Origin of the sequence: Virgibacillus indicus, from assembly GCF_002266285.1 — a bacterium.
GTDB lineage: Bacteria > Bacillota > Bacilli > Bacillales > Amphibacillaceae > Virgibacillus_K > Virgibacillus_K indicus.
On sequence record NZ_NPMS01000001.1, the window covers coordinates 668071 to 680264 of the forward strand.

Sequence of the window (12194 nt, forward strand, 5' to 3'; positions counted from 1 at the left end):
TCAATCAGCCTTCATTGTTATCAAACGGTTTCTGATAACTTGCTTCTTTCCAGGCTTCCGTAACTTCACCTTGATTATCTGTATCAATTACGAATGATCCATTACTGTAACGATCACTTAAAGACAATTCAAGCGGAAAAATACTGTGCTGTTTTCCATTTGCTGTTTGAAAACATAATGTATCATTTTCATTGATTACAAAAAACCCTCTAATTCTGTGTGGTTTGCTCTTCAATTCCCGCAGCATGATTAACCCACGTTTTGCACGAGTTGTTTTTTCAAACTCTTTTAATTTCATTCGTTTACATGCACCGCGTTGTGTAAGAACTACAATGGAAGGTTCTGTCAAGTCATCGAAAATCTGACCATTGACAACATGTTCTCCTTCTTTAAGCTGTATCGCCTTCACACCGGCAGCACGCTGGCCAACAATAGAAACTTCAGATTCATGATACCACAGACCATAGCCTTTATTGGATGCAACAAATACATCACAGTGACCATTTGTCTGATAAACATTTACAACCTCATCATCTTTTTTCAGATTCAAAGCAATCAGAGCTTTGGAATATCTTTGTGCATTATACAGCTTTAATTCGCTTCGTTTTACCATGCCATTCTTTGTAAAGAATACCAGATAGTTATTTTCCTCAAAATCTCGTACTGGAATACATTGTATGATTCTTTCATCCTTATCGATTGAAACAAAATTGGATATATGCTGTCCAATATCCTTCCAGCGGATATCCGGCAATTCATGTACAGGAAAATGTAAATACTTTCCTTTATTTGTAAACAGCAGAAGTTTATCGGTTGTATTTAATTCCACTAAACCGGCTAGATGATCTTCATCTTTAATGGCAAATCCCTCACCATTGGATGCACCATAGGAACGCAGACTTGTTCTCTTGACGTAACCATCTCTAGTGACGGAAACAAGCACATCCTCGCTGGCTACAGTTACTTCAATATCAATTGTGAGTTCTTCTATCTTATCTTCAATTAAAGTTCTTCGCTTGTCCGCAAAGTCTTTCCTGATTTTCTTAAGCTCTTTTTTAATCGTCTGAAAAAGTTTCTTTTCACTTGCCAAAATTGCCTCAAGTTCAGAAATTCTTTTTAATAATTCTTTAGACTCCTCTTCAAGAGTAGTAACATCTGTATTCGTCAATCTGTACAGCTGCAGCATTACAATTGCTTCCGCCTGCGCTTCTGAGAAATCATATTTGGCAATGATCTGTTTTTTTGCATCCTGTTTGTCTTTTGAAGCACGAATTGTAGCAATCAATTCATCCAATATCGAGATAGCTTTTATCAGCCCCTCAACAATATGCGCCCTATCTTTTGCTTTCTTTAAATCAAAAATTGTCCTTCTTGTAACAACTTCTTTTTGGTGTGAAATGTAGGCATCAAGCATCTGTGGCAGAGATAATAATTTCGGTGTTTTATCTTGGATGGCAACCATATTGAAATTATAGGTAACCTGTAAATCCGTATTTTTGTATAAATAATTCAGCACACCTTCACTATTTACCTCTTTTTTAAGTTCAACTACCACCCTAAGTCCGGTACGGTCTGTTTCATCACGAACTTCAGCAATGCCTTCCACTTTACGGTCAATCCGGAGTTCATCCATCTTCTTGACCATATTAGCTTTATTCACTTCATAAGGAATTTCATCAATTACAATCTGTTCTCGGTTACCGCGAATTTCTTCTATTTTTGCCCGGCCTCGGACAATTACTTTTCCTTTTCCTGTTTCATATGCCTTACTTATCCCGTCAATCCCCTGAATAATTCCACCAGTAGGGAAATCAGGTCCTTTTATGACTGTCAGAAGCTCGTCCACCGTAACCTCTGGCTTATCAATTTTCATAATAACAGCATCTATAACTTCGGCCAGGTTATGTGGTGGAATATCTGTAGCATAGCCTGCTGAAATACCAGTAGAACCATTTACTAAAAGATTTGGATACTTTGCAGGGAGAACTACAGGCTCCACGTCTGATTCATCAAAATTAGGTATAAAATCAACAGTTTCCTTATCAATGTCGTACAGCAGCTCCGAAGAAATACTGGAGAGGCGAGCCTCAGTATACCTCATGGCCGCAGCAGGATCGCCATCAATACTCCCGTTGTTTCCATGCATTTCTATCAGCACGTTGCGCATTTTCCACTCCTGGCTTAAACGAACCATTGCTTCATACACTGATGAATCACCATGTGGATGATAATTACCTATAACGTTACCTACTGTTTTTGCAGATTTACGGAACATTTTATCATGTGTATTTTTCTCTCGATACATTGCATATAATATTCTTCTCTGAACGGGCTTTAACCCATCTCTTGCATCTGGCAATGCTCTATCCTGTATTATATATTTACTGTACCTTCCAAATCTGTCTCCCATTACTTCCTCTAATGGAAGATCTAAATAGGCTTCTGGCTGTGACAAACCAACCCCCCCTTAGTATAAAAATTCTTTATTTTTTCTCTTAACATTAAGTATGAATATTTTCGTTATCGAGAATATTGTCATCCTCTTCCATACTGAATCTGACATTGCCTTCAATCCATTTCCTTCTCGGTTCTACCTTATCACCCATAAGTGTTGTTACTCTTCGTTCAGCTCTTGCAAGATCCTCGATTGTTACACGAATCAATGTGCGTGTCTCAGGGTTCATGGTAGTTTCCCATAATTGATCGGCATTCATTTCACCAAGACCTTTGTAACGCTGGATGGTGTAGCCATTTTTAAATTCCTTCACCGCTTTTTTCATTTCTTCTTCTTCCCAGGCATACACAATCTTTTCATTCTTTCCTTTACCTTTGGAAATTTTAAATAGCGGCGGCAATGCAATAAATATCTTTCCTGCTTCAACCAGTGAGCGCATATAACGATAGAAAAATGTTAGCAGTAACACCTGAATATGAGCACCATCTGTATCCGCATCTGTCATAATAATTATTTTATCGTAATTTATATCCTCCAGGTCGAAATCGCCTCCGACACCCGCGCCAATCGTATGAATTATTGTAGAAATTTCCTCGTTTTTAAAAATATCCTGTATCTTGGCCTTTTCAGTATTGATTACCTTTCCTCTTAAAGGAAGTACAGCCTGGAATTTACGGTCCCTTCCCTGCTTGGCGGAACCACCGGCTGAATCACCTTCAACCAGATATAACTCGTTTCTTTTTGGGTTTCTCGATTGTGCGGGTGTTAATTTCCCGCTGAGCATCGTATCTTTTCTTCGCTTTTTCTTTCCAGTTCTTGCTTCCTCACGTGCTTTTCTTGCAGCTTCACGCGCTTCCTTTGCTTTCACTGCTTTTTTTATTAGTAAACCTGAGATATCAGGATTTTCCTCCAGAAAATAAGATAGCTTTTCAGAAATAACTGCATCCACTGCTGAACGTGCTTCGGATGTTCCAAGCTTACCTTTCGTCTGACCTTCGAATTGCAGCATTTCCTCAGGAATACGGACAGAGATAATTGCTGTAAGGCCTTCTCGAATATCCGTACCTTCAAGGTTTTTATCCTTTTCTTTCAGCAGCGCGATTCTTCTTGCATATTCATTAAATGTTCTTGTTATTGCGGTCCTAGCTCCTGACTCATGTGTTCCACCATCCCTTGTACGAACATGGTTTACAAAGGACAGCATGCTTTCAGAAAAACCATCGTTAAATTGGAAAGCAAAATCCACTTCAATTTGCTGCTGTTCGCCCTCAAACGAAACAACCGGATGCAAGCCATCTTTTTCTTCATTTAAATAATTTACAAATGACTCAAGTCCATCGGGATATTCATACACTTCTTTTTCAACTGTACGTTTATCATCCAGTTGAATCTTTAATCCTTTTAATAAAAATGCAGATTCTCTAAGCCGCTCGGACAATATTTCAAAGTTATATACAATTGATGAAAAAATAGCCGGGTCGGGTTTAAAGTGAATAACCGTTCCTTTCTTTTTGGTTGCTCCTTTCAATTCAAGCGTTCCCACTGGTTTGCCTCCGTCTGCAAACCTTTGAATATAGGTCTGACCATCCCGATAGATGGTAACGTCCATCCACTCAGATAATGCGTTTACTACGGATGCCCCTACCCCGTGCAAGCCGCCACTGGTTTTATAGCCACCCTGTCCAAATTTTCCTCCGGCATGGAGCACGGTGAAAATTACTTCTATTGTCGATTTCCCGGAACTGTGCATCCCGGTAGGTATTCCTCTGCCGCTGTCTTCTACCGAAATACTGTTATCTTTATGTATGATTACTTTAATAACATTACCATATCCCGCCAGTGCTTCATCCACTGCATTATCAACAATCTCAAATACCAAATGATGCAGTCCGCGCAGATCTGTACTGCCTATATACATACCGGGTCTTTTTCTTACTGCTTCAAGGCCCTCTAATACTTGGATGGAATCATCTGTATACTGTGTTGTTTGATTTGCCAAAACAACATCTTCTCCTTTCACTTACATAACAGCCTTCTAAATTTCTCATTAATATTATATTAGAACGAACGTTTGATTATTGCAATCCAAACTATCCTGGAAAACTATCTTAACACATGCTATCTAAGTATATATAATTACAATCTTATTGTATAGCCTGGATAAAGACTAGGTTAGATGGGACACAGAAAAGGATGACAACACAGTGTCACCCTTTATCAAGAGTAATGAAAGTATAAATTTTTGCTGCAATTAGTTTTTTGACATAAACAGCCACGTCCAGCTCCAGCGCCCAGCGACTAGCGAGACTTCCCTCACCTCCGTACGATAAGTCAACATCGGCTCCCTACGGTCACCGTGTTTCCTTTATCTCCTACGGCTCAGTCCAGTCCGTACGTCGCTGAACGGGCGCTTACGCTTTTGCTTCAAAGATAATTATTTCACTAATACAGCATGTACAACCTTAATACATAGATCCATTATAACAGTGAAATCACGTTCTTTTAAATAGTCATAAGCTTCCTGATTTACAATGCCCTGCTGCGCCCAAAAAATTCGGCAATCTGTTTGTGCAGCTTCTTTTGCGATTTCCGGTAAAAATTCCGGTCGTCTGAAAACATTAATTATATCAAATTTTTCAGGAACATCCGCTAGTGCGGCATAGGCTTTTTCCCCTAAGACTTCATCAATTGTTGGATTCACGGGAATTATTTTATAGCCATTAGCCTGCATTATCTTTGCTATTTGATAGGATGTTCGTTCAGGATTAGCAGAAAGTCCAACAACAGCAATCGTTTTCGAGGTTTCCAGTACTTCTTTAAGCTTCTCATTTGATGGGTTTTCCCATGTCATTTCGAATAGCCTCCTTAATTATCAAGCAAACCTTCATTTTGTAAAAACTCTTTTGCAACACTATTTGGTGATCTGTCTTCATAATCCACCTTATAATTCATCTCACGCATCTGCTCATCCGTGATTTTTCCTCCAAGCTGATTTAAAATTTTCTCAAGCTCTGGATATTTCTCCAGTGTATCGTTTCTCATCAGCGGTGCTCCCTGGTATGGCGGGAACAGATTTTCTGGATCTTTTAATGTTACTAAATCTAATTCTATCATATAACTGTCGGTTGCATAAGCATCAATAATATCTACTTCACCATTTGACAGTGCTTCCTGCCTTATTCCAGGCTCCATTGTTTTGATATCTGCAATATCTACATTATAAACCTCTTGCATTCCCACATATCCATCATACCTATCTTTAAACTCCAGAGTAAAGCCTGCAGTAATATCATTCTCTATCTTTTTCAAATCCCCGATTTCCTCAAGATTATGCTGATCTGCCAATTCCTTAGTCAATGCAACAGCGTAGGTATTGTTGAATTTCATCGGCTCCAGAAAAGCCATGTCATATTGTTCATCCATCCCCTGTTTGGCCTGTTCATATACTTCCTGTGCATCATTGCTTTCTGCAGCTTGTTCCAGATGTGTTACGATTGCCGTTCCTGTAAATTCAGGAAATATATCGATACTACCTTGTTGAAGGGCTGAAAAAACAAAAGCAGTTTTCCCCAGACCAGCTTCTAATTCTACTTCCAAATCTGTCTCTTCCTCAATTAAAATTTTATACATATTAATTAAAATGGCAGGCTCTGAACCGAGCTTCCCTCCAATTACCAAATCAGCCTGTTTATTTGAATTGATTAAAAATGGAGATGCAACAACAAGTACAGCAATAATAATCATTGCAATAAACGACTGAAAACCGAATCTTTTTGATACTTTTTCAAAACCTCTTAATATCATATCCAGTAATATTGCCAGCAGTGCAGCAGGAATCGCTCCTAGCAGAATTAAATTTATATCTGCACCACGATCAAGCCCTAAAAGAATTAATTCGCCAAGTCCTCCAGCCCCGATTAGTGCAGCTATCGTCGTTGTACCAACAATTAAAACCATTGATGTCCGAATACCTGCCATAATTACAGGCATTGCCAGTGGCAGTTCAACCTTTGTAAGCCGCTTAAATGAATTCATCCCCATGCCTGTTGCAGCCTCTTTTAAAGCAGGATTCACCTCTTTAATTCCCGTATAGGAATTTCTCAGTATTGGCAATAGACCATACGCAGTAAGTGCGATAATTGCGGGCTTTGTTCCAATACCAAAAAAAGGAATTAAGAATGCTAATACAGCAAGACTTGGGATTGTCTGTGTAATAGCTGCTATTGCGATAATTGGTTCAGCTACTTTGGTGTACCTGGTTAGCACCAGTCCTAAAGGTACTGCAATTATTATTGCAATAATCAAGGATATCAGAGAAATTTGCAAATGCTCCCAAATCGTCTCCATCAATACATCTTGTCTGTTTTGAAAAACGGAAATAAATTCACTCATGATTGAATCACCCCGTTTTCCATTTTCGTCTTGCTTTTTAGAAATGCAACAATATCTTTATTGCTGATGACACCCTTTAAAATCCCAGCCTTTACGACCGGAAAGAGTTCTTGTTCCGTTGTTTGTATAATATCAGTTGCTTTATAAAGCGGCATATCGTTGGGAAGTTCAGTTAATTCGATTGATTTTCCGTTATACACCCCACCGCAGAACATATTATTTTCATCAGTCATAATAAACATGCCTTCTTTTGAAATATCACCTTTCTCAAAGGCTGATTTAGAAATAACATGAATTTGTGATTGGTCTGCTATAACATCGACGGCAGTCTGCCAAGGTGATTTTCTTTCACCAATAAAATCTTTCACAAACTGTGTTTTCGGCTGCAGTATCAGATTCTGTGGTGTGTCGACCTGAATAATCTCTCCATCTTTCATTAAACAAACTCTATCACCCAATGCCATCGCTTCATCCATATCATGTGTCACAAAAAGAATTGTTTTTTTAATTTCCTTTTGTAATTTGCGGATATCCGTTTGCAGCTGCTCCCTGCTGATTGGATCGAGCGCACTGAAAGGCTCGTCCATCAGAATAATATCCGGATCAGCTGCAAGTGCGCGAATAACACCTATCCGCTGCTGCTGACCCCCGGATAACTCGCTGGGCATCCTGTTTTTGTATGTTGAAGGATCAAGACCAACCATTTCCAAAAGCTCTTTTCCCCGTTCACGAATCTTCTTTTTTTTCCATTTTTTCATCTCTGGGACAATCGAAATATTCTCCTCAATAGTCAGATGCGGAAATAATGCTATTTCCTGCAGCACATAGCCAATATTCCATCGTAATTCATGAATATTATAATCGTTGATATTTTTATCATTTATGTATATTTCACCAGCTGTAGGTTCAATTAATCGGTTGACCATTTTCATCGAAGTTGTTTTACCACAGCCGCTTGGACCAATCAACGTTACAATTTCACCCTTATTCACCGAAAGGGAAAAATCCTTAATTGCCTCTGTACCATCGGCATATACTTTTTTCACATTTTTAAATTCTATCATGTATCTCTTCCTTCTTATTTTTTTCTCTTCAACTACCTCTATTATTAGAGATCCATATACGATTTATATACCCCTAAAATCAGTAGGAAAAACCATAAATATATGTCTTTCGGATACTTTTTATGAATATTAGACCAGATTAAGGTTCTTTCCTTTATAAGTTCATGCTAAAATAAACAACATAGCACTTTAAAACCGATGAAAGTAGGAAGATGCATGGAATATATATTATTTGCTATTATTGCATATCTATTAGGTTCAATCCCCTCTGCCCTGATTGTAGGGAAGATCGGTTATAAAATAGACGTACGCGAACATGGGAGTGGTAATTTAGGGGCAACAAACACATTTCGTGTTCTTGGTGTAAAGGCAGGTATAATCGTAACATTATCCGATATTTTAAAAGGTACTGCCGCTACATTGGTACCTTTATTATTTGATGCTGATGTCTATCGGCTAGTAATTGGTCTTTTTGCGGTAATAGGCCACACTTACCCTGTTTTCGCCAGGTTTAAAGGCGGAAAAGCAGTTGCTACCTCTGGCGGAATTCTTTTAGGCATGAGTCCATTATTATTTATTATTATTTTCGGTTCATTCCTTACAACGCTTTATTTGACGAAATATGTCTCATTGTCTTCCATGATCACAGGAACAGTTGCCGTAATAGCTTCCATTGTCATGCAGGATATTGGACTGATAATTGTCACTGCACTGTTAGCTGCATTTGTTTTTTACCGGCATAAGGAAAATATTAAACGGATTAAGAACAAAACAGAACCTAAAATAAAATGGATGTAAGCTTTATCAAATCTGGTTTCCCGTCTGAAGCCCAATAGATTGAATAATAATAATGTGTTAAGTATACTAATTATAGCAAAATGCAGAAAGGGGAAAATGAGATGGAACAAACAAAAACATTCCCATTAAAACAGCTTCCGAATAAGGAACAACGTCATAAATTATTCGGATCTGTACAACCAATTAAAAAAACAAAACCTGTCATTAAAGAGAAAATGGCAGATTTGCAAAATATAAAAAGGGACTTTCTTTTTGATCTTGATGCGGTTGGGATATCAAATGTTAAGCATCCAATTACAGTATACAGCAGCTTAACTCCGAGTACTCAGACAAGCATTGGGACATTTCACTTTTCATCAAGTTTAAACAGTACAAGTAAAGGAACAAATATGAGTCGCTTTACAGAACAATTAAGTCATTATCATAAAAAAGGTTTTATTGTTGATTTGAAGACCTTAAAAAAATTCACAAAAGAACTGGCCGAGCGATTGGAACAAAAAGATGCAGCAATCACTGTCACATTTCCATGGTTTTTTGAAAGAAAAGGTCCGGATTCAGGATTAACCGGCATGAATCATGCGAATTGTACGATTACCGTTTCTTATGATATCGATAAAGGTTATTCCATTCAGGCATCACTTTCAGCTCTAATTACCACGTTATGTCCTTGTTCAAAGGAAATAAGCGAATACAGTGCGCATAATCAGCGAGGTGAAGTGACCATGGAAGTCTCTTTAGCCGAAGATTTTAATGATATAAACTTGGACTGGAAAGAAATGCTTTTAGAAGCTGCTGAAAGTAATGCAAGTGCTAGACTTCACCCGGTCTTAAAACGCCCGGATGAAAAGTATGTAACAGAACAGGCTTACGAAAACCCCCGTTTTGTTGAAGATATCGTTCGGCTGGTTGCAGCAGATTTATACGAAATGTCTTTTGTTACAAAATTTAAAGTAAGCTGCAGAAATGAGGAGTCAATTCACCTGCATGATGCAATTGCTTCAGTCACCTATGACAAGAAACTTGAGGGCACGAGGGGATAATCCATAATGAAATATATTTTTATTGGATTGATTAAATTTTACCGTTCTGCGATTAGCCCATTTAAACCCCCAACATGCCGTTTTCACCCTACATGTTCTGAATACGGCATGGAAGCATTTAGACGGTTTGGTGCAATAAAAGGAGCATACCTGACAATTAAAAGAATCAGCAAATGTCACCCATTTCATCCGGGTGGAGTGGATTTAGTCCCAGAGAAAAAAGAAAAGCATCTGTAACGTGCTCTCGGCAATCTAAAAAAAGGCGATTGGTTCGCCTTTTTTTTATAATTTAAATCGCTTTATCTGACTCCATTGCTCTTCATTTTGCAGAATACTTTTTTGCCTCTCTCCAAATAAATCAAAATGTGGATGTTTATCATCCAGGTGGATCCAATTTTCCTGAAGATTGTATTTCATTCCCCACTGTTTCAGCTTATCCAAATCACTGCAGCCCACTTTAGTTACTGTATAACAGCCCGGAAACCGATCATCCAGCCAGTAATGGGTTAAAAAAGCGATATTACCGTTTTCGACATTATTCTTCCACGTTTTTAACTCTTCCCTTTTTAATCCAAAAGCCATTCTGATTCTCCTTTAAGCGATTCCGTATATGCTTTATGCCAATCTGGAAATGCTTTCCGAAGGGATAATGGACGAAATGTATCCTTTTTAACAATAACATGCTGTGTTGTGCCACTGACTGCAATATTTCCATCCATATCTTTTATATTGTAACCATAAACGGTACGAACACCATTATAGTCTTCCAGCCATGTTTCAACCATAGCCTTTTCCCCATATCGGAAGGGCTTTTTAAATGAAATTTGAGCATCAGTAACTGGAGAAACTATATTTTCTTTTTCCATTGCCGCATAGTTAAACCCCAGTGCTTCAATAAATTTGGTTCTGCCAATTTCAAACCATACCAGATAATTCCCATGGTAAACGACACCCATTTGATCTGTTTCCTGGTATCTTACCTCGATTTTTGTTTCAACTAGTTTCATGTCTATCTCCTCTCTTGCATATCATTTTCTATCGTAACATATTATGTGTTTTATCAATCTGCAAATGCTTATGATTAAAAAAGAAGCCTCAAATCAAATTTTGAGGCTTCTCTCCTTAATCCATATCATTCTGGTGTCTATATTCATCTTTTATTTCTTCCCGCATGCCTTGAATTGCTTCTTCACGCCGCTTATTCTTCTCTGCAATTTGTTCCTTTCCTTCACCTGATGAAAATTCCATCGTTTCATGTGACTTCTCTATATTCTGGATTGTATCCTGAACCATGTTTTGCAGTTTTTCTACATTATCACTGAGGTCATCAGGCTTTGGATTGTTATTATGTTCTGGCATTTTCATTCTCCTTTCAATTAGAGCTATCCCTATTTTTTCAGGGAGGCTGATTTACTATACTGGTAATTATTCCCGCAGTAATTGAAACATTAAAAAATCTCTTCCCTGCAATTATAGGGAAGAGATTTTTTAATTAATTTTTTTCTGATCTAGTTTTCTAACAGTTTGATGCATTCTTGACTCCAGATTTTGTTCAATTTGTTCCATTAATAACTTATCCTTCAAAATCTGCTGACGATTTTCCTGAACAAGCTCTTCAAATGTTATCTTTTTCTTTAAAGAAATGGCAATTCACTCCTTTTAATAAGCATTCTTACCATTTCTTATACTATTTATAACTATTATTCCAGAGAATTTGCCATTTCTTCCATAAAGTCATAAGTCATTGGACCAACTTTTCTGGGTTGTTGTATCTTTCCATCTGTTCCGATAAAATAAGTTGTTGGTACCGAAATTACTCGATATTCATCTCCAACAGCTGATTCCTTATCAAGTGGAATCGGATAAGTATAATTAAATTCATCAATATACTCCTGGACCTTTTTTACATTTGATTCTGATCCTGTTAAGTTTACCGCCAGCATTTCAACGTTATCACCGTAAGTATCATGAAACTCCTGCATTTCCGGCATTTCCTCACGACAAGGAGGACACCAGGTAGCCCAAAAGTTTAAAATGACTTTTTTTCCTTTATAATCGGACAGCTTTACCGTTTCACCTTCTAATGTTTCCAATTCAAAATCTGGTGCGATTTCTCCAGGCTCAAGACCCGCACTTTCAACTGGTGCAATTGCACCGCCTTCTGTACTTACGTCACCACTTACGTTATACGCATTTGGTCCATTCGGTTCAGAGCTTTCCTTCGTTTGCTGTACGAAATTAAATAGTACAATACCAGCTAAACCTAATATAATAACGGTACCAATTATTTGTTTATACATATGGATTCTCCTTAGTATGTAAATCAGCTTCTCTGTTATTTTATTATTCTATTTTAAATGGTATGTTGTATTCATTTATTTGTAAAGATAATGGCGATATTGTTCGAAAAAAAGTCAATAATAGAATAAATCAACCCCTGCAATA

Annotated in this window: 13 protein-coding genes; 3 read left to right on the forward strand and 10 right to left on the reverse strand. The window is 37.7% G+C overall.

The features are described from left to right. Positions 1–4: 4 nt before the first annotated feature. The 5 genes from parC to CIL03_RS03450 form a co-directional block, all read right to left on the reverse strand. A complete protein-coding gene (parC, locus tag CIL03_RS03430) occupies positions 5–2455 on the reverse strand; it encodes a DNA topoisomerase IV subunit A (protein WP_094883805.1) in 2451 nt (816 codons plus the stop codon). A 46-nt stretch (positions 2456–2501) separates the two neighbouring features. Then, positions 2502–4454, reverse strand: a complete 1953-nt coding sequence (gene parE, locus CIL03_RS03435) for a DNA topoisomerase IV subunit B (protein ID WP_094884437.1) — start codon at positions 4452–4454, stop codon at positions 2502–2504. Positions 4455–4889: 435 nt separating this feature from the next. Continuing rightward, positions 4890–5306, reverse strand: coding sequence for a CoA-binding protein (locus CIL03_RS03440; RefSeq protein ID WP_094883806.1), 417 nt, complete (start codon positions 5304–5306; stop codon positions 4890–4892). Between the two features lie 14 nt (positions 5307–5320). Next, a complete protein-coding gene (locus tag CIL03_RS03445; RefSeq protein ID WP_094883807.1) occupies positions 5321–6847 on the reverse strand; it encodes an ABC transporter permease/substrate-binding protein in 1527 nt (508 codons plus the stop codon). Continuing rightward, positions 6844–7911, reverse strand: a complete 1068-nt coding sequence (locus tag CIL03_RS03450; protein WP_094883808.1) for an ABC transporter ATP-binding protein — start codon at positions 7909–7911, stop codon at positions 6844–6846. Before CIL03_RS03450 ends, CIL03_RS03445 begins: the two co-directional genes overlap by 4 nt. A gap of 216 nt (positions 7912–8127) precedes the next feature. On the opposite strand from CIL03_RS03450, the gene plsY reads away from it, so the two are divergent. The 3 genes from plsY (at position 8128) to yidD (ending at position 9986) form a co-directional block, all read left to right on the forward strand. Beyond that, positions 8128–8709 (forward strand): glycerol-3-phosphate 1-O-acyltransferase PlsY, encoded by a 582-nt coding sequence (gene plsY, locus CIL03_RS03455; RefSeq protein WP_094883809.1) that lies wholly within the window; start codon positions 8128–8130, stop codon positions 8707–8709. Between the two features lie 101 nt (positions 8710–8810). Beyond that, positions 8811–9749, forward strand: a complete 939-nt coding sequence (gene folE2, locus CIL03_RS03460) for a GTP cyclohydrolase FolE2 (RefSeq protein WP_094883810.1) — start codon at positions 8811–8813, stop codon at positions 9747–9749. A 6-nt stretch (positions 9750–9755) separates the two neighbouring features. Continuing rightward, positions 9756–9986, forward strand: a complete 231-nt coding sequence (gene yidD, locus CIL03_RS03465) for a membrane protein insertion efficiency factor YidD (RefSeq protein ID WP_094883811.1) — start codon at positions 9756–9758, stop codon at positions 9984–9986. Between the two features lie 45 nt (positions 9987–10031). Here yidD and CIL03_RS03470 read toward each other — a convergent pair whose 3' ends face one another. The 5 genes from CIL03_RS03470 to CIL03_RS03490 form a co-directional block, all read right to left on the reverse strand. Then, positions 10032–10331 carry a hypothetical protein gene (locus tag CIL03_RS03470; protein ID WP_094883812.1) on the reverse strand — a complete coding sequence of 100 codons (300 nt, stop codon included), beginning with the start codon at positions 10329–10331 and terminating at the stop codon, positions 10032–10034. Further along, on the reverse strand, positions 10316–10756 hold the full coding sequence (locus tag CIL03_RS03475; protein ID WP_094883813.1) for an acyl-CoA thioesterase: 441 nt from the start codon (positions 10754–10756) through the stop codon (positions 10316–10318). Before CIL03_RS03475 ends, CIL03_RS03470 begins: the two co-directional genes overlap by 16 nt. Before the next feature lie 115 nt (positions 10757–10871). Beyond that, positions 10872–11108: a small acid-soluble spore protein Tlp gene (gene tlp, locus CIL03_RS03480; protein ID WP_094883814.1), complete on the reverse strand. Its 237-nt coding sequence runs from the start codon at positions 11106–11108 to the stop codon at positions 10872–10874. 129 nt (positions 11109–11237) lie between these two features. After that, complete coding sequence (locus CIL03_RS03485; protein ID WP_420855382.1) at positions 11238–11399, reverse strand: FbpB family small basic protein; 162 nt, start codon at positions 11397–11399, stop codon at positions 11238–11240. A gap of 50 nt (positions 11400–11449) precedes the next feature. Continuing rightward, positions 11450–12049 carry a TlpA family protein disulfide reductase gene (locus CIL03_RS03490; protein ID WP_094883816.1) on the reverse strand — a complete coding sequence of 200 codons (600 nt, stop codon included), beginning with the start codon at positions 12047–12049 and terminating at the stop codon, positions 11450–11452. Positions 12050–12194: the final 145 nt, after the last annotated feature.

Excerpts from the sequence above, each read along its gene's own strand:
- CIL03_RS03440 (WP_094883806.1), bottom strand. The coding sequence starts at position 5,306 with ATGACATGGGAAAACCCATCAAATGAGAAGCTTAAAGAAGTACTGGAA.
- CIL03_RS03445 (WP_094883807.1), bottom strand. The coding sequence starts at position 6,847 with ATGAGTGAATTTATTTCCGTTTTTCAAAACAGACAAGATGTATTGATG.
- CIL03_RS03450 (WP_094883808.1), bottom strand. The coding sequence starts at position 7,911 with ATGATAGAATTTAAAAATGTGAAAAAAGTATATGCCGATGGTACAGAG.
- plsY (WP_094883809.1), top strand. The coding sequence starts at position 8,128 with ATGGAATATATATTATTTGCTATTATTGCATATCTATTAGGTTCAATC.
- folE2 (WP_094883810.1), top strand. The coding sequence starts at position 8,811 with ATGGAACAAACAAAAACATTCCCATTAAAACAGCTTCCGAATAAGGAA.
- yidD (WP_094883811.1), top strand. The coding sequence starts at position 9,756 with ATGAAATATATTTTTATTGGATTGATTAAATTTTACCGTTCTGCGATT.
- CIL03_RS03470 (WP_094883812.1), bottom strand. The coding sequence starts at position 10,331 with ATGGCTTTTGGATTAAAAAGGGAAGAGTTAAAAACGTGGAAGAATAAT.
- CIL03_RS03475 (WP_094883813.1), bottom strand. The coding sequence starts at position 10,756 with ATGAAACTAGTTGAAACAAAAATCGAGGTAAGATACCAGGAAACAGAT.
- tlp (WP_094883814.1), bottom strand. The coding sequence starts at position 11,108 with ATGCCAGAACATAATAACAATCCAAAGCCTGATGACCTCAGTGATAAT.
- CIL03_RS03490 (WP_094883816.1), bottom strand. The coding sequence starts at position 12,049 with ATGTATAAACAAATAATTGGTACCGTTATTATATTAGGTTTAGCTGGT.